This window comes from Nocardioides dilutus, assembly GCF_054779555.1.
Window position 1 is genome coordinate 1145325 of sequence record NZ_BAAGYA010000003.1, and the last position, 17215, is coordinate 1162539.

General features: G+C 70.6%; 18 protein-coding genes. 3 read left to right on the plus strand and 15 right to left on the minus strand.

The genetic code is table 11. The annotated features are described in order from the left end of the window. Positions 1–60: 60 nt before the first annotated feature. Positions 61–669, plus strand: a complete 609-nt coding sequence (locus ACYVC6_RS21160; protein ID WP_460716475.1) for a hypothetical protein — start codon at positions 61–63, stop codon at positions 667–669. Positions 670–777: 108 nt separating this feature from the next. On the opposite strand, the gene hisF is transcribed toward ACYVC6_RS21160, so the two are convergent. From hisF to hisD, 7 genes are read right to left on the minus strand one after another with little or no spacing between them, the layout of a single operon-like run. After that, positions 778–1539 carry an imidazole glycerol phosphate synthase subunit HisF gene (gene hisF / locus ACYVC6_RS21165; protein WP_460716476.1) on the minus strand — a complete coding sequence of 254 codons (762 nt, stop codon included), beginning with the start codon at positions 1537–1539 and terminating at the stop codon, positions 778–780. Then, on the minus strand, positions 1536–2273 hold the full coding sequence (gene priA, locus ACYVC6_RS21170) for a bifunctional 1-(5-phosphoribosyl)-5-((5-phosphoribosylamino)methylideneamino)imidazole-4-carboxamide isomerase/phosphoribosylanthranilate isomerase PriA (protein ID WP_460716477.1): 738 nt from the start codon (positions 2271–2273) through the stop codon (positions 1536–1538). The genes hisF and priA overlap by 4 nt, the downstream gene beginning before the upstream one ends. A gap of 6 nt (positions 2274–2279) precedes the next feature. After that, positions 2280–2609 (minus strand): hypothetical protein, encoded by a 330-nt coding sequence (locus ACYVC6_RS21175; protein ID WP_460716478.1) that lies wholly within the window; start codon positions 2607–2609, stop codon positions 2280–2282. A 22-nt stretch (positions 2610–2631) separates the two neighbouring features. Further along, the gene (gene hisH / locus ACYVC6_RS21180) at positions 2632–3264 is read right to left on the minus strand and encodes an imidazole glycerol phosphate synthase subunit HisH (RefSeq protein WP_460716529.1); all 633 of its coding nucleotides are present in this window, start codon (positions 3262–3264) and stop codon (positions 2632–2634) included. Continuing rightward, the gene (gene hisB / locus ACYVC6_RS21185) at positions 3261–3890 is read right to left on the minus strand and encodes an imidazoleglycerol-phosphate dehydratase HisB (protein ID WP_460716479.1); all 630 of its coding nucleotides are present in this window, start codon (positions 3888–3890) and stop codon (positions 3261–3263) included. Before hisB ends, hisH begins: the two co-directional genes overlap by 4 nt. Beyond that, positions 3887–5014, minus strand: a complete 1128-nt coding sequence (locus tag ACYVC6_RS21190; protein WP_460716480.1) for a histidinol-phosphate transaminase — start codon at positions 5012–5014, stop codon at positions 3887–3889. Before ACYVC6_RS21190 ends, hisB begins: the two co-directional genes overlap by 4 nt. Positions 5015–5026: 12 nt before the next feature. Next, the gene (hisD, locus tag ACYVC6_RS21195) at positions 5027–6325 is read right to left on the minus strand and encodes a histidinol dehydrogenase (protein WP_460716481.1); all 1299 of its coding nucleotides are present in this window, start codon (positions 6323–6325) and stop codon (positions 5027–5029) included. 145 nt (positions 6326–6470) lie between these two features. Here hisD and ACYVC6_RS21200 point away from each other — a divergent pair, with 145 nt between their 5' ends. Next, positions 6471–7136 carry an LON peptidase substrate-binding domain-containing protein gene (locus ACYVC6_RS21200; RefSeq protein WP_460716483.1) on the plus strand — a complete coding sequence of 222 codons (666 nt, stop codon included), beginning with the start codon at positions 6471–6473 and terminating at the stop codon, positions 7134–7136. Positions 7137–7152: 16 nt separating this feature from the next. After that, on the plus strand, positions 7153–7620 hold the full coding sequence (ybaK, locus tag ACYVC6_RS21205) for a Cys-tRNA(Pro) deacylase (protein WP_460716484.1): 468 nt from the start codon (positions 7153–7155) through the stop codon (positions 7618–7620). On the opposite strand, the gene ACYVC6_RS21210 is transcribed toward ybaK, so the two are convergent. The 8 genes from ACYVC6_RS21210 to ACYVC6_RS21245 form a co-directional block, all read right to left on the minus strand. Continuing rightward, a complete protein-coding gene (locus tag ACYVC6_RS21210; protein WP_460716486.1) occupies positions 7607–9343 on the minus strand; it encodes a DUF3352 domain-containing protein in 1737 nt (578 codons plus the stop codon). The genes ybaK and ACYVC6_RS21210 overlap by 14 nt on opposite strands. A 58-nt stretch (positions 9344–9401) precedes the next feature. Beyond that, positions 9402–9920: a hypothetical protein gene (locus ACYVC6_RS21215; protein WP_460716488.1), complete on the minus strand. Its 519-nt coding sequence runs from the start codon at positions 9918–9920 to the stop codon at positions 9402–9404. Between the two features lie 160 nt (positions 9921–10080). Further along, positions 10081–13626, minus strand: coding sequence for a DNA polymerase III subunit alpha (gene dnaE / locus ACYVC6_RS21220; protein ID WP_460716489.1), 3546 nt, complete (start codon positions 13624–13626; stop codon positions 10081–10083). Positions 13627–13809: 183 nt separating this feature from the next. Continuing rightward, on the minus strand, positions 13810–14178 hold the full coding sequence (locus ACYVC6_RS21225) for a hypothetical protein (RefSeq protein ID WP_460716490.1): 369 nt from the start codon (positions 14176–14178) through the stop codon (positions 13810–13812). Positions 14179–14319: 141 nt separating this feature from the next. Then, complete coding sequence (locus tag ACYVC6_RS21230) at positions 14320–15012, minus strand: GNAT family N-acetyltransferase (protein ID WP_460716492.1); 693 nt, start codon at positions 15010–15012, stop codon at positions 14320–14322. Then, complete coding sequence (locus ACYVC6_RS21235; protein WP_460716493.1) at positions 15002–15973, minus strand: RluA family pseudouridine synthase; 972 nt, start codon at positions 15971–15973, stop codon at positions 15002–15004. The genes ACYVC6_RS21230 and ACYVC6_RS21235 overlap by 11 nt, the downstream gene beginning before the upstream one ends. Continuing rightward, complete coding sequence (locus tag ACYVC6_RS21240; protein ID WP_460716494.1) at positions 15966–16532, minus strand: signal peptidase II; 567 nt, start codon at positions 16530–16532, stop codon at positions 15966–15968. The genes ACYVC6_RS21235 and ACYVC6_RS21240 overlap by 8 nt, the downstream gene beginning before the upstream one ends. Further along, on the minus strand, positions 16505–17215 hold a 711-nt coding region (locus ACYVC6_RS21245; RefSeq protein ID WP_460716495.1), incomplete at its 5' end, for a TraR/DksA family transcriptional regulator. The genes ACYVC6_RS21240 and ACYVC6_RS21245, both read right to left, overlap by 28 nt.

Genomic DNA, 17215 nt, shown 5'->3' on the forward strand with positions numbered 1-17215 from the left:
CTCAACGTCCTACCACTACAGCTCTTCAGACCCTCGGGTCGTGGACGCCTTCGGAACGGCTTGACCGTCAGCGGAGAGCGCAACCTGATCCCCACAGACATCACCGAGGTGCAGGGACTTCCCGTGTCCACGATCCTGCGGACGGCATGGGACCTGGGACGAGTCCCGTCTCGGCAGCGGAGCATCGCCGGGATCGACCAGATGATGCGCCTGGACGGGTTCCCCAGAGGGGAGTTCCTCGCGGGCATCGAGAGGTTTCGCGGCCAGCGCTGGGTGAGGAACCTGCGGACCCTGGGTCCGCTGGCGACAGGCAAGGCCGAGTCCCCGGGCGAGTCAGCCCTGCTCCTCGGTTGGCACGACGCAGGTCTTCCGGAGCCGACGCCTCAGGTCGAGTTCTGGGAGGCCGGCCGGCTCATCGCGCGGTGTGACGTAGGCAACGAGGAACTCGGCTACATGACCGAGTACCTCGGCTTCGAGTGGCACTCGTCCGACGTCCAGGTCGGCCATGACGCCTCGCGCCGGGAGTACGTCGAAGGACGAGGGAACGTCGTCGACGAGTTCACCAAGGAGGAGGTGTTCGGCCAGCACCGCAACCTCGAGAGCCTGCTCGTTCGTGGATCGAAGCTGGCGCGGATCGAGCGGGAACGCCGCCGGATCCTGTTGCTCTAGCCCAGTCGGCGCTACTGACGCTCAGTAGCGACGACTCGGCGACCGTCAACGACCGGCCTCACGACGAGTCGGCCCTACTGACGTTCAGTAGCGCCGAGTCGGCGGCGGTCAGCGCACGGGGTGGCCGGCGGCGGCGAGGGCCTGCTTGACGTCTGCGATGCGCAGGGTGCCGAAGTGGAAGACCGTGGCCGCCAGGACTGCGTCGGCACCGGCCTCGACCGCCGGCGCGAAGTGCTCGACCCGCCCCGCCCCGCCCGAGGCGATGACCGGGATGGTCACCTCACGGCGTACGGCGGCGATCAAGGCGAGGTCGAAGCCGTCCTGGGTGCCGTCGGCATCCATCGCGTTGAGCAGGATCTCTCCCGCCCCCAACTCGGCCGCGCGGGCCGCCCATGCGATGGCGTCGAGCCCTGCGGACTTCCGGCCGCCGTGGGTGGTGACCTCGAACCCCGAGTCGGTCCCGGAGGCCCGGCGGGCGTCGACCGACAGCACCAGCACCTGGCTGCCGAACCGGTCCGCGATCTCCGCCACCAGCTCGGGCCGGTGGATCGCGGCGGTGTTGACCGCGACCTTGTCCGCGCCGGCCCGCAGCAGCCTGTCGACGTCGTCGACCGAGGACACTCCCCCGCCCACTGTCAGCGGGATGAAGACCTCCTCGGCACACCTGGAGACGACCTCCATCGTCGTGGCCCGACCCTCGTGGGAGGCGGAGATGTCGAGGAAGGTCAGCTCGTCGGCGCCCTCGGCGTCGTAGGTGCGCGCGAGCTCGACGGGGTCGCCGGCGTCGCGGAGCTCCTTGAAGTTGATGCCCTTGACCACCCGGCCGCCGTCGACGTCGAGGCACGGGATCACCCGGACGGCGAGCGTCACGTCGCTGCCCCCTTCGTGAGAGCCAGCGCGTCCTCGAGGGTGAACCGGCCCTCGTAGAGCGCCGTCCCCGCGATCGCGCCCTCGACGCCCACCGGCACCAGCTCCATCAGCGCGCGGATGTCGTCGAGCGTGGTCACTCCCCCGGACGCCACGACCGGCCGGTCCGTGGCGGCGCAGACGTCGCCGAGCAGCTCCAGGTTGGGGCCCTGGAGCATGCCGTCCTTGTTGACGTCGGTGACGACGTAACGAGCGCAGCCCTCGGCGTCGAGGCGGGCGAGCACCTCGTAGAGGTCGCCACCCTCGCGGGTCCAGCCGCGGGCCGCCAGGGTGCGACCCCGGACGTCGAGGCCCACGGCCACCCGGTCGCCGTACGTCGCGATGGCCCGCGCGCACCACTCGGGCTGCTCGAGCGCGGCGGTGCCGATGTTGACCCGTCGGCAGCCGGTCGCCATCGCGGCCTGCAGCGACTCGTCGTCCCGGATGCCACCGCTCATCTCCACCTGGATGTCGAGCTCGCCGACGATCCGGGCCTGGAGCTCGCGGTTGTGACCGCGGCCGAAGGCCGCGTCGAGGTCGACGAGGTGGATCCACTCGGCGCCGGCCTGCTGCCAGCGCAGCGCGGCCTCGACCGGGTCGCCGAAGCGCTTCTCGGAGCCGGCCACGCCCTGGACGAGCTGGACCGCCTGCCCGTCGGCGATGTCGACGGCGGGCAGCAGCTCGAGGTAGGTGCTCATCTGGGACTAGCTCCTTCGGAACATCATCAGGTAGAGGATCGGCGCGCCCAGGATGCTGGCGACGAGGAGCAGCGCGGTGAGCGCCCAGTCGCGGGCCACCGCGAAGACGAGGAGGTTGAGCACCACCAAGACGACGCCCGTGGCCAGCACCTCGCGACGCCGCTTGTCCGCGAGGACGCCGGTCTGCCGGGAGTGGGTGGCCGGCAGGAGCCGGGTGACCGCCTGGCGGCGCTGGTCGCGACGAGCCTGCTTCTCCGCGGCCGCCTGCCGCTGCGCCGCAGCGACGGCGGCGAGTCGCTCCCGCTCCTCGCGGCGCCGGGCCCGCTCCTTGCTCACTGCGCCGTCTCCCTGGGCAGGCTCACAACGTCTCCACCCAGTTGCGCAGCAAGCGGGCCCCGGCGTCCCCCGACTTCTCGGGGTGGAACTGCGTCGCCCAGAGGGGACCGTTCTCCACGGCCGCCACGAACCGGTCACCGCCGTGCTCGGACCACGTGACGAGCGGCGCCCGGGTCCGGGCGCCGGTCTCGAGGACCCACTCGCGGACGCCGTAGGAGTGCACGAAGTAGAACCGCTCGTCCTCGACGCCGGCGAACAGCCGGCTGCCCTCCGGCGCCGCGACGGTGTTCCAGCCCATGTGCGGGACGATCGGGGCCTGCAGGCGCTCGACGACCCCGGGCCACTCGTCGCAGCCCTCGGTCTCCACGCCGTGCTCGACCCCGCGCTCGAACAGCACCTGCATGCCGACACAGATGCCCAGCACGGGCCGCCCACCGGCCAGGCGACGCCCGATGATCCGCTCGCCCTTGATCGCGCGGAGCCCGCGCATGCAGGCGGCATAGGCGCCAACGCCTGGCACCAGCAGTCCGTCCGCGTTCAGAGCAGTGTCGAAGTCCCCTGTCAGGGTGACCGACGCCCCGGCCCGTTCGACGGCGCGAACGGCGGAGCGCAGGTTCCCCGACCCGTAGTCGAGGACGACGACGCTCTTGTTCAGAGCGCGCCCTTCGTGGACGGGACGCCGGTCTCGCGCAGGTCGATCGCGACCGCGTCGCGGAACGCCCGGGCGAACGCCTTGAACTGCGTCTCCACGATGTGGTGCGGCTCGCGGCCCGCCAGCACGCGCACGTGCAGGGCGATGTGGGCGTGGAACGCGACCGTCTCGAAGACGTGGCGGGTCAGCGAGCCGAGGTAGGCCGGGCCGTGGCCCGCTCCGCCGCCCAGCGCGACGTACTGCTGTCCTTCCGGCTCGCCGGTGTGCACGCAGTAGGGGCGGCCGGACACGTCGACGACGGCCTGGACGAGCGCCTCGTCGAGCGGCACCGTGGCGTCGCCGAACCGGCGGATGCCCTGCTTGTCACCCAGCGCCTCGCGCAGCGCCTGGCCGAGCACGATCGCCGTGTCCTCGACGGTGTGGTGGGCGTCGATGTGCACGTCGCCGGCGGTCTGGACGGTCAGGTCCACCAACGAGTGCCGGGCGAAGGAAATGAGCATGTGGTCGTAGAAGCCGACCCCGGTCGAGACGTCGTGGCGCCCGGTGCCGTCGAGGTTGACCTCGACGAGGACCTTGGACTCGCTCGTCTCGCGTTCAACCCGAGCACTGCGTGCGGTGCGTGCGCTCATGTCCTGCTCACTTCCGTCTCTGCTGTCACAACAGTGTCTCCTGTTTCGAGCACCTCTGTCAGGGCCCGTCTGAAGATCGTCATCTCGGCGCCGGTGCCGATCGAGACCCGCAGCCACCCGTCGGGGCCCACCTCGCGGATGAGCACGCCCCGGTCGAGCAGCCCCTGCCAGACGGCATGACGATCCCGGAACCGGCCGAACAACGCGAAGTTGGCATCGCTGTCGGCCACCTGCAGGCCCTGCTCGCGCAGCCAGGAGACCGTGGCGTCCCGCTCGACGCGGAGCTCGTCGACCCTCGCCAGCAGCTCGGGCGCGTGCCGCAGCGCGGCCAGCGCGACCGCCTGGGTCACCGCGGACAAGTGGTAGGGCAGCCGCACCACCCGGATCGCGTCGCAGATGGCCGGGTCGGCCGCCAGGTAGCCCAGCCGCGCGCCCGCCAGCGCGAACGCCTTGCTCATCGTCCGGGTGACGACCAGGTTGCGGTAGGTCGGCAGCTGCTCGAGAGCACTGGGGGTCCCCGCGCGCCGGAACTCGCCGTAGGCCTCGTCGACCACGACGATGCAGCCGTCACCGGCGGCCTCGCAGAGCGCCCCCACCGCTTCGGGCGGTAGTGCGGTGCCCGTCGGGTTGTTGGGCGAGGGCAGCAGCACCACGGTCGGCCTCAGCTCCTCGACCAGGCCGCGGGCCCGGTCGAGGTCGAGCGTGAAGTCGTCCTCACGGCGACCCTCGACCCACGTCGTGCTGGTGTCGCGGGCGTACTCCGGATACATCGAGTACGTCGGCGCGAAGCTCAGCGCCGTGCGCCCCGGCCCGCCGAAGGCCTGGAGCAATTGGAGCATGACCTCGTTGGAGCCGTTGGCGGCCCAGACCTGCTGCGGTGACACACCGTGGCCGAGGTAGCCGGCGAGGGCGGTGCGGAGCTCGACGAACTCACGGTCGGGGTAGCGGTTCAGGGTCGACGCCACGCCGGCCACCGCGGCCGCGATGTCGGCCACGACGTAAGGCGACGGCCCGTAGGGGTTCTCGTTGACGTTGAGCTGCACGGGCACGTCGAGCTGCGGTGCTCCGTAGGGCTCGAGTCCCGCCAGCTCGTCGCGGAGCGGCGGCCAGGCTCTGTCAATCATCAAGGTCACTCATCAGGGGGACTCGAGCCGCACGCGGACCGCGGCGCCGTGGCCGGGCAGGTTCTCTGCCTCGGCCAGCGTGACCACGTGGTCGGCGACCTCGAGCAGTGCCTCGCGGGAGTAGTCGACGACGTGCACCGACTTGGTGAACGCACGCACCGACAGGCCCGACGAGTGGCAGGCACACCCACCGGTGGGCAGGACGTGGTTGCTGCCGGCGCAGTAGTCCCCCAGTGACACGGGCGCGTGTGGGCCCACGAAGATCGCGCCGGCGTTGCGCACCCGGGCCGCGACCGCCGCCGCGTCCGCGGTGTGGATCTCGAGGTGCTCGGCGGCGTAGGCGTCGACCACGGCCACCCCCTGGTCGACGTCGTCGACGAGCACGATGCCGGACTGGTGGCCGCCCAGCGCGGTGCGGATCCGCTCGACGTGCCGGGTGGCGGACACCTGCTTGTCGAGCTCGGCCTCCACCTCGTCCGCGAGCGTCTCGGACGTCGTGACCAGGACGGCGGCGGCCAGCGGGTCGTGCTCGGCCTGGCTGAGCAGGTCGGCGGCGACGTACGCCGGGTCGGCGGTCTCGTCGGCCAGGATGGCGATCTCGGTGGGCCCGGCCTCGGAGTCGATACCGACACGGCCCTTCAGCAGCCGCTTGGCCGTGACCACCCAGATGCTGCCCGGACCGGTCACCAGGTCGACGCGCTCGCACGGGCCGACGCCGTAGGCGAACATGGCGATCGCCTGGGCGCCACCGACGGCGTAGACCTCGTGCACGCCGAGGAGCTCGCAGGCCGCGAGGATCGTCGGGTGCGGCAACCCCGCGTGGTCCTTCTGGGGCGTCGAGGACAGCGCTATCGAGCGCACGCCGGCGACCTGGGCCGGGACCACGTTCATCAGCACGCTGGAGACCAGCGGGGCGAGACCGCCGGGGACGTAGAGACCCACGCGGCCGACCGGCACCTTGCGGTGGGTCACGGTGGCACCGGGAGCGAGCTCGGTCGCGACGTCACGCTCCAGCTCGGCTTCGCAGGTCGCCCGGAGCCGCCGGACCGACTCCTCGAGACCCGCCCGGACGGCCGGGTCGAGCGCGGCCAGCGCGTCGGTGAGCGCCTCACGCGGGACGCGGATGTCGGTCTGCTGGACGCCGTCGTGCTCCGCCGACAGCTCGTAGATCGCCTCGAGGCCGCGGAGCCGGACGGCCTCGCAGATGGCGTGGACCGCAGGGATGGCCGCCTCGACGTCGAAGTCGGCGCGAGGCACGGCGTCGCGGTAGTCGACGCCCTGCGAGCCACGCAGGTCGATGCGGCGGATCATATGAGCGATTCTAGGAAGGTCCGGTGACCCGCCCCGCATCCCCGACGTCCCGTGGACTGCGGAGTACGTTGGCATCTATGAACCCACCCCACGAAAACGTGCGGGGGGCGCTGCGCGCGAAGGCACGTTTCCGCGGGGACCCCGGATGAGCACCTCGCTCCCGATGTTCCCGCTCAACGCGGTGATCTTCCCGGGAGTCCGGGTGCCGCTCAACGTCTTCGAGGACCGCTACCGGGCCCTGGTCCACCACCTGTTGCGGGTCGAGGACCCGACCCGGCGGGTCTTCGGCTCGGTCGGGATCCGGGAGGGCTACGAGGTCGGCGAGCACGGCGCCCAGTCGCTCTTCCGGGTCGGCTGCCGGGTCCAGCTCACCGAGGTCGAGTCGCACCCGGACGGCACCTTCTCGATCGAGGCGGTCGGTCTCGACCGCATCCTGCTCGAGCGGCTCGACACGACAGGCACGTTCCCGGTCGGTCACGTGGTCGACCGGCCCGAGCCGGAGGCCCCGGTCTCCGAGGACCTGCTGGAACGAGCCCGGTCGACGTTCACCGCCTACCGCGCCGCCCTGGCCGAGATCCGGGTCGACCCCTACGAGGGAGACCTGCCCCAGGATCCGTCCTACCTCTCCTGGACGCTCGCGGCCTGCGCGCCCCTGCCCCTGCACGAGCGCCAGGGCCTCCTCGAGGCCGAGGACGCCGGCGAACGGCTGCAGATGGTGACCGACCTGCTGCGCGCCGAGCTCCGGGCGATGAACGTCATCCCGTCCCTCCCGGCCACCGAGGTGGCGCGGACGCGGTGGAGCCCCAACTGAGCCACCCCGCCACACGATGACACCAGCGGTCAACGCGCTCACGACGGCGAACGTCACCTTCACACTGCACGAGTACGGGCACGACCGGACCGCCGAGTCCTACGGTCACGAGGCCGCGGAGAAGTTGGGCGTCGAGGCCGACCGGGTGTTCAAGACCCTGCTGGCGAGCCTGGACGGCAGACTGGTGGTCGGCATCGTCCCGGTCACCGCCCTGCTGGACCTGAAGGCTCTGGCCCGCGCCTTCGGGGGCAGCAGGGCCGAGATGGCCGAGGTGAAGGCTGCCGAGCGGGCGACCGGGTACGTCGCCGGCGGCATCTCCCCGTTCGGCCAGAAGCGGGCGCACCCCACCGTGGTCGACGAAACGGTGCACCTGTGGGAAACGGTCTACGTCTCCGGTGGCAGACGTGGCCTGGACGTGGAGATCGCCCCGGACGACCTCGTGGAGGTGACCGGGGCGATCGTCAGCGACATCAGTCGGTGGTGAGCCTCATCACTGAGTGCGCGACTCCGTCGTCGACGTAGCCGGAGACCCCGAACCCGGAGACCGGCTTGACGTTGTCGACGAAGTCCTGGTCGAACTCGCCCATGCTCTCCTCGATCAGGTCCTCGAGCTCGTTGATGTTGACGAAGAGCACCACCGACGCGTCGTCGACCTCACGCACGACGTCCTTGAAGACCTCGTTGTCACCGAGCCCGCCGTTGTCGAGCACCTCCTTGCGGAAGTCCTCGTTGGGACCGATCACCACGGTGTCGCCCTCGGAGTCGGTGTCAAGGACCAGCGTCTCGTCGGGCGGGAGCTGGTCGCGGAGCTTGTCCAGCACGGCCTCGATCTCCTCGGGGTCGCCGTCGACCTTCAGCGCGACCGGGACGTCGGCACCGTCGGAGGACTCGAAAACGGCCTCCGGGTCGAAGTCGGAGCCGAGAGCCAGGGCGGCCGAGTCACCGAACAGCGTCTCGATGTCGTCGGGGAGCACGAGACCGGTCTCGGTCTCGAGGTCGTCGAGCAGGCTGTCGAGGTCCTCGCCGCCACCGAGGTAGGGCGCATACATCTCCAGCAGGTCGCCGAACCAGCCCTGGCTGAAGCCGACGCCGATCGCGGCTGCGGTGTCCTCGGGCAGGCTCGAGATGGTGTCGCCGCCGGCGTCGCTGGCCAGCAGGCTGCTCCCGGCCACCTCGCCGTCGCCGGCGAACTCGAGCTCGACCGACCCGTCGTCGAAGCGGAGCACGCCGGCCATGCCCTTGAAGTCCTTCATCTTCTGCTCGAGCTCGTCGCTGATCGGGGACTGGGTGGGTCCGCTGTCACCCTCGTAGCAGTCATCGTCAGGTGATCCCGAGACGCCGTCGGGCGACGCGATGCACTCGAGGCTGGCGCCGAAAGGGAACCCGAACAGGTTCTCGGCGTTGTCGGCGAGGTAGTCGCCGAGCGCCGGGCCGGCGTACATGGTGAGGATTCCCGAGTCACCGGCCTCGCCGACCCACTTCTGGAAGTCCTCGTCGTCGGCCAGGGACCCCTTGGCGGCGTCCTCGGTGACGGACTCGGCGATCTTGTCCGTCTCGGCGATCACCGCCCAGTCGCCCTCGATCGACCAGCCACCCTCGGCGTCACCGCCCTCTGCCGTGGCGCAGTCCTGGATCGCCTTCATGCCCTTGTCGGCCGCGTCCTTGTCCTTGACCTGGAGCACGAAGACGGGGTCGGGGGTGTCGCCCCCGGAGTCCACGGCGGCGACGGCGGCGCGGTCACCCAGCCACGGCTCGACGTCGTCCTCGTAGTCGAGCCCGTCGCAGTCGAGCTCGCCCTGGATCTCGTCGAAGATCGCCTTGCGGATGTCGTCGTCGGCGTCGATGCCGACCTCGTCCTCGAAGGCCGGGAACTTGTTGAGGGTCCGCAACGCCTCGATCTTCTGGCCGCCGCTGGGGTCGAGGTCGATCGACAGGTAGGCGAGCGTGCTGTCCGGCAGCGCCTCGGCCGGCTGGGGGCCGGTGGTGATGAACGACACCGCCGCCCAGGCGCCCACCCCGATCGCGGCAAGCCCGACGACTCCGCCGGCGACCAGCAGACCCTTGCGGAGCCCACCTCCCCCGCGGGCTGCCGACGTCTCTACGGGGCGGCCGCCGCCGCTGTCGAGGTATTCCGCCGATCCCTGGGGAGTCGAGCCGGGGGGTGGCGGCGGGGGTCCGGGCGGACCCGAGGGCGGGAGGTTGGACACGGTGGGTGCTCCGATCCGAGTGTCGTTGGCGTCTTGTCGCAGCTGTGACGGCGGGAGCCTATCGGCGGGTTCCCTCGGCCACGCGCCTTCTGGTGGTCAGCAGGTAGACGGTGCTGAGCGCCGTCAGCGCGCCGACCGGGGCGCTGAGCAGCGGGGTCCAGCCGTCGAACTCCAGGTCCCCGGGGATCTCGGTCTCGTCGGCGGACTCGGCGGCGACCTTGTCGGGGTCGGGTGGGCTGAGCCGCTCCCCCACGGCGAGCACGAGGTAGGCGGCCAGGACCGAGCCGAGCACGGCCACGAGCACGCCGATGAGCTCGGCACGGTCGAGCGCGAACGCGGTGAGCGCGCCGAGTGCCAGGCCAAGGACGAGCGCGACGACGACGTACCACCCGACGCCCGCGAAGTCGTTCTGGAGCCCCTCCTCGACCGGGGTCGGCACCCATCTGCCGCCGCGGGCCACGCCCTCGGGGGGCGTCCAGAGGTAGCGCCAGGCATAGCCCCCGCCGACGCCGCCCGCGCCGTAGAGCGCGAGGAGCACGAGCGGGCGAGTCAGCCAGGAGAGGGGCCTAGTGGTCACCACCGGAAGTCCGTCGGGGGTGGCCCGTGCTCCGGGTGCGTGCATCGCAAGGCGCCGGAGCGAAGCCGTACCTGGCCGTCCAGCGAGCGACGGCAACGCCGCGAGGTGCGTGCCCGGGGTGCGGGACACACGGCGTACTTCCGGTGGTGGCCACTTGGGGTCACCCGGTCAGGCATCCGGGGCCCAGCAGCTGCTTGAGATCGGCGAACAGCGCTGGGCTGGGGGTGACCCGCAGCCGGTCGTCGAGCCGCATGACCTTGGTCGCCTCACGCGTCAAGAGTCGCAGCCGGACCTCGGTCATCCCCGGGTGGGTGCCGAGGACGTCCTTGAGCTGCTCGACGACGGGCCCGGTGCACCGGGTCGCCGGCAGGCTGATGGTCACGGGGCCCGACGCAGCGTCGGCCAGGTCGGGGGCACTGACCTCCTGACCGTGGATCTCGGGCTGGTCCTTGTCGCGGCTGAGCCGGCCCTTGACGGTGAGGATCGCGTCCTCGACCAGGAGGGTGCTGGCGAGCTGGTAGGAGCTCGGGAACAGCAGGACGTCGATCGCGCCGTCGAGGTCCTCGAGCGTGACCATGGCCCAGGCGTCGCCGCGCTTGGTGATCTTGCGCTGTACGCCGGTGACCAGCCCACAGATGGTCACCGACGAGCCGTCCGGCCGCTCCTCGTCGAGCATCAGCTGGCCGATGGTGCAGTCGGTGTTGGCGCTCAGCACGTGCTCGAGGCCGAGCAGTGGGTGGTCGGAGACGTAGAGCCCGAGCATGTCCCGCTCATGGCTCAGCAGAGTGGTCTTGTCCCACTCGTCGATCTCGGGGATGGTCACGGTGACCCCGAACCCGCCCATCTCGTCGTCGAGGCCGCCGAAGAGCGAGTCCTGACCGATCGCCTCGTTGCGCTTGATGTCGACGTACTGGTCGACGGCGGACTCGTGGATGGTCACCAGCGCCCGGCGCTTGTGCTTCATGTCGTCGAAGGCACCGGCCTTGACCAGGGACTCGATGACCCGCTTGTTGCAGACCAGGGCCGGCACCTTGTCGAGGAAGTCGGTGAAGTCGACGTAGCGGCCCTTCTCCTCCCGGGCCGCCACGATGCCATCGACGACGTTGTGCCCGACGTTGCGGATCGCGGTGAGCCCGAAGCGGATGTCGTTGCCGACCGGGGTGAAGTCGGCGGCCGACTCGTTGACGTCGGGTGCCAGCACCTGGATCTTCATCCGGCGGCACTCGTTGAGGTAGATCGCCGACTTGTCCTTGTCGTCGCGCACCGAGGTGAGCAGCGCGGCCATGTATTCGGCCGGGTAGTTGGCCTTGAGGTAGGCGGTCCAGTAGGAGACCAGGCCGTAGGACGCCGAGTGGGCCTTGTTGAAGGCGTAGTCGGCGAACGGCAGCAGCGTCTTCCAGAGCGTGTCGATCGCGTCGTCGGAGAACCCGTTGGCCCGCATCCCCTCCGAGTAGGGGATGAACTCCGCGTCGAGGATCTCCTTCTTCTTCTTGCCCATCGCCTTGCGCAGCAGGTCGGCCTGGCCGAGCGTGTAGCCGGCGACCTTGCGCACGATGGCCATCACCTGCTCCTGGTAGACCAGCAGGCCGTAGGTCTCGTCCAGGATCTCCGCGAGCGGCTCGGCCAGCTCGGGGTGGATCGCGTCGACCGGTTCGCGGCCGGTCTTGCGGCGGGCGTACTTGTTGTGCGAGTCCATCCCCATCGGGCCGGGGCGGTAGAGCGCCCCGACCGCGGAGATGTCGGCGAAGGTGTCGGGCCGCATCGAGCGGAGCAGGGCCCGCATCGGTCCGCCGTCGAGCTGGAAGACCCCAAGGGTGTCGCCACGCTGGAGCAGTGCGTAGGTCGCCTCGTCGGTGAGCTCGAGATCCTCGAGGACCACCGTCTCGCCCCGGTTGGCCTCGATGTTCTTCAGCGCGTCGTCGAGGACGGTGAGGTTGCGCAGCCCCAGGAAGTCCATCTTGATGAGGCCGAGGTTTTCGCAGGTCGGGTAGTCGAACTGGGTGATCATCGCGCCGTCGGCGGGGCGCTTGAGCAGCGGGATGATGTCGACCAGGGGCTCGCTGGACATGATCACCCCGGCCGCGTGCACGCCCCACTGACGCTTGAGGCCCTCGATGCCCATGGCGGTGTCGACGACCCGCTTGACGTCGGCGTCGTTGTCGTAGAGCGACCGGAACTCGCCGCCCTCGCCGTATCTGCCGTGCTCGGGGTTGAAGACCTCCTGGAGCGGCACGTCCTTGCCCATGACCGCGGCCGGCATCGCCTTGGTGATCCGGTCGCCCATCGCGAAGGGGTAGCCGAGGATCCGGCTGGAGTCCTTGACCGCCTGCTTGGCCTTGATGGTGCCGTAGGTGACGATCATCGCGACCCGGTCGTCGCCGTAGCGGTCGCTGACGTAGCGGATGACCTCGCCACGTCGGCGCTCGTCGAAGTCGATGTCGAAGTCGGGCATCGAGACGCGGTCGGGGTTGAGGAACCGCTCGAAGAGCAGTCCGTGGACAAGCGGGTCGAGGTCGGTGATCCGCATGGCGTAGGCGACGATCGAGCCCGCACCCGAGCCGCGGCCCGGCCCGACCCGGATGCCGTGGTCCTTGGCCCAGTTGATGAAGTCGGCGACCACCAGGAAATAGCCGGAGAAGCCCATGCTGGTGATGACGCCGACCTCGAAGTCGGCGCGCTTGCGTGCCTCGTCGGAGATGCCGTGGGGGTAGCGGGCGCGGAGTCCGGTCTCGACCTCCTTGACCAGCCAGGAGTCCTCGCTCTCGCCCTCGGGGCAGGGGAACCGCGGCATGAACTGGCCGGCCGACTCGGTGAAGCTCACGTCGCAGCGCTCGGCCACCAGCAACGTGTTGTCGCAGGCCTCCGGCAGCTCCCGCCAGATCTCGCGCATCTCCGCGGATGACTTGAGGTAGTAGCCGTCGCCGGAGAACGCGAACCGTTGCCCCGGCCCGTCACCGGCGGGGATGTCCATGGTGGAGCCGGAGTTGATGCAGAGCAGGTGCTCCTGGCTCGGCGCGTCCTCCCGCATGACGTAGTGGGAGTCGTTGGTGGCCAGCATCGGGATCTGCAGGTCCTTGGCCAGCCGGATCAGGCCGTCGCGGACCCGCGTCTCGAGCTCGAGTCCGTGGTCCATCAGCTCGAGGAAGTAGTTGTCCCTGCCGAGGATGTCCTGGAAGTCCGCGGCCGCCTTGCGCGCCGCGTCGTAGTTGCCGTGGCGCAGGTGGACCTGGACCTCGCCCGAGGGGCAGCCGGTGGTGCCGATGATCCCCTTTGCGTGCTGGGAGAGCAGCTCACGGTCCATCCGCGGCTGCTTGAAGAACCCGTCGCGCCAGGCTCCGGTGCTCAGCCGGAAGAGGTTGTGCATCCCCTCGGTCGACTCGCTGAGCAGCGTCATGTGCGTGTAGGCACCGCGCGCGCTGACGTCGTCGGGACCGCCGCCGTAGAAGTTGACGCCCTTGCGCTCGAACCGGCTGATGTTGGGCGCGAAGTAGGCCTCGATGCCGATCACCGGTTTGACCCCGGCCGCCTTCGCCTTCTTGTAGAACTCGTAGGCCCCGAAGACGTTGCCGTGGTCGGTCATCGCGACCGCCGGCTGCCCCAGCTCGGCGGCCCGCTCGGTCAGCTGGGTGAGGCGCGCGGCGCCGTCGAGCATGGAGTACTCGGTGTGCACGTGCAGGTGGACGAAGGAGTCCTTGCCGTGGGACACGTTCGAGTCGCTCCTCAGGGTCGCCGGCGGGTATGCCAATGGGACGGCGCCGTCTGTGTCGCTCAACGCCGGTGGTCCTTGGGGAAGGACCCTCAGCCTACGACGGCGCCGAGGCCGATCGTGGCAGGCACCGCCGACATCCCGCGGGTCGGGTGACGGATCTCCCGGCAGGAGCCACGCTCCTCATGCGTGACGGTGCAGGCCGTGACGTGGACCGATCGAGTGCCGACCGGAACGCGTCTTCGGACCGGCCGCCCGGCGCTCGAGGTACCGAAGCACCAACATGATCACGACGGTGGTCAGCACGCTGGACAGGAGCACCTCGTCGCGTGACAAGCCGTCGACGTTCGGCTGCAGGTCCTCCTCGGTGGCCCATCCGAACATCACCTCGCTGACGACCACACCGACGCCGAAGCACGAGACGGCCGTGATCGCGCCCGCCACCAACCGCCGTGCGACTCCCTTGCCCGTGACCAACCCGACGAACGTGCCGAACCCGAGCGACATGGCGCCGAGCAGAGCCAGCCCTTGAGGTCCCAGGTCCCAATCCATGGCGATGCCTCCCTCCTGGGTGGGTCTCCTTCCATCCTCGGAGCGTCCGCACGTCCTGCCTAGGGCGACAAGCCCTCATCGCGCGGGTAAATGGACACCTGTAGTCGTGGCCGCCCTCGGTCGCGCCGGGAAGCCACGTGCTCAGTCGTCGGCCGCGTCGAGGCTCTCAGTGATGATGGCGTGCACGATCCGGTGCAGCCGGTCGGCACCGAGCGTCGGGGCGCGGACCGCCATGGCCTCGGCGATCGCGCGCTCACGGTCCGGGTCTCGGCCGGCGGCGGGCTTGTGCGGCTGCACGGCGTGGGTGAGGGCCGCCCGACGGGCCAGCACGTCGCCCAGGTCGGCGTCCACCTCGTCGATCAGGCCGCGGTAGAACGCGAGCGGGTCGGTGCCCGGCCAGGCCATCTTGATGTCGGGCTGCTTCTCCTCGTTGCCGGAGCCGTCGGTGCGCTCGAGCTCGACAAGGCCGTGGTGGGCGTAGAAGCCGCGGGCCGGGACGTTCATCTCGAACACCCACAGGCAGAAGCCGTCGGGGCGCCGAGCCTTGACCAGGTCGAGGAGCGCGCTGCCGAGACCCTGGCCGGCGTGGCCGGGCGCGACGTAGAGGTCGTCGAGCCAGGTGCGCGTGAAGCGTGTGTACGCCGCCACCTCGCCGGCGACCTCGGCGACCCAGAGCTCGTCCAGGTCCAGGCGCTCGGTGAGCCAGGCGCGCACCTCGTGGTCGGGGTGGACCCCTGGCGGCATGGCAGCCGCGCCCCGGGACGACAGGTGGACCGCGACGATCGCCCCGACGTCCTGGGGCACCGCCGGGCGGAGCGTCAGCTCAGGCGGCACCGCGGACGACCTCGAGCGCGCGGGCCAGGTCGTCGGGGTAGGTCGACGCGTATTCGACGTAGTCCCCCGACTCGGGGTGTTCGAAGCCGAGCTTGACCGCGTGGAGCCACTGCCGGTCCAGGCCGACCCGGGCGGCGAGGGTCGGGTCGGCGCCGTAGAGGTGGTCGCCGACGCAGGGATGCTTGATCGCGGCCATGTGCACCCGGATCTGGTGGGTGCGGCCGGTCTCGAGGTGGACCTCCAGGAGCGAGGCGAACCGGTGGGCCTCCAGCGTCGAGTAGTGCGTGACGCTCGGTCGGCCGTCGGCCATGATCGCGAACTTCCAGTCGGACCTCGGGTGACGGCCGATCGGGGCGTCAACCGTGCCCTCGAGCGGGTCCGGGTGGCCTTGGACGAGCGCGTGGTAGGTCTTGTCGACGGTGCGGTCGCGGAAGGCCTGCTTGAGCACGGAGTAGGCGTGCTCGGACTTGCAGATCACCATCACCCCGGACGTGCCGACGTCCAGCCGCTGCACGATGCCCTGCCGCTCCGAGGCGCCGCTGGTGGCGATCCGGAAGCCGGCGGCCGCGAGGTGGCCGACGACTGTCGGCCCGGTCCAGCCGGGCGAGGGGTGCACGGCCACGCCGACCGGCTTGTCCAGGACGACGATCGCGGGGTCGTCGTGGATGATGCGGATCCCCTCGACGACCTCCGGCTTGACCTCGAGCGGGTTCGCCACGGCGGGGATCGTGACGTCGAGAGCGGAGCCCGGGAACACCCGGTCGCTCTTGCTGGCGGCGGCTCCGTCGACCTCGACGAGACCGCGGGCGATCAGGTCGGCCGCCTTGGTGCGGGACAGGCCGAAGAGCTGGGCGATCACGGCGTCGACCCGTTCGCCGGCCAGCGACTCGGGCACCGGGAGGCTTCGGTGGTCGCTGCCCGACAAGGCCGCGGGCGCCTCGTCGGAGACGTGGTCAGTCATCGCCGGTCCCCCCGGCCTTGACCCGCGACCCGTCGAGCCGCACGCCGCGGAAGGCCTGGACCAGGACGAGCCCGGCGGCCACGTTGATGCACATGTCGGCGACGTTGAAGATCGGCCAGTTGGGCAGCATCAGGAAGTCGATGACGTGGCCGCGGAACGGCCCGGGCTCGCGGAGCATCCGGTCGGTCAGGTTGCCGCCCACGCCGGCCAGCAGCAGCCCCATCGCCACCGCCCACGCCCGGCTGCCCAGCCGGCGGCTGAGCCAGAGCACCACGCCGACGGCGACGATGGCGACGACGGTGAGGACCTCGGTGAACGCCGTGCCGGTGCTGAACGCTGCACCGGGGTTGCGGGTGAGATGCAGCTGCAGCAGGTCGCCCACGAGCGGCTTGTCCGGTTGACCGGTCAGGTGCTCGACCGCGAGGCGCTTGGTGACCTGGTCGACGGCGTAGAGGAGCGCCGCGACGAGCGCGAACAGCGTGACGTGGGGCCGACGAGCCAGGACGGAGGGAGCCTCGGCTGAGTCAGGGCTCAGCGACGTTCCTCGCGCTGCTTGCATGTCATACAGAGTGTCGCACGGGGGAAGGCCATCAGCCGAAGCTTGCCGATCGGGTTGCCGCACGACTCGCACACGCCGTAGGTACCGTCGTCGATGCGCTGGAGGGCCCGTTCGATCTGGGCCAGCTTGTCGCGCTCGCTGTTGAGCACCGTGAGCTCGTGGTCGCGCTCGAAGCTGGTCGCCCCCATGTCGGCCTGGTCCTGGCCCGCACCGTCGCCGGAGTCGCGCATCAGCCCGCTGAGCTCGGCCTCCTGGGCGTCGAGGACCGCGACGCTGTGGGCGCGCTGCGCCTTCAGGTCGGCCAGCACCTCCTTGAGCTCGGCCTTGGTCCAGGCACCCTCCCCCTCCTTGACCACGAGCTTGCTGACCGATGCCTTGCGGCCGGTCGGCGCCTTCGCCAGCGGCGCGGCTTTCTTGGCGGGCGCGGCCTTCTTGGCGGGCGCGGCCTTCTTGGCGGGCGCGGCCTTCTTGGCGGGCGCGGCCTTCTTGGCGGGCGCGGCCTTCTTCGCGGGCGCGGCCTTCTTCGCGGGCGCGGCCTTCTTCGCGGGCGCGGCCTTCTTCGCGGGCGCGGCCTTCTTCGCGGGCGCCGCCTTCTTCGCGGGCGCCGCCTTCTTCGCGGGCGCCGCCTTCTTCGCGGGCGCCGCCTTCTTCGCGGGCGCCGCCTTCTTCGCGGGCGCCGCCTT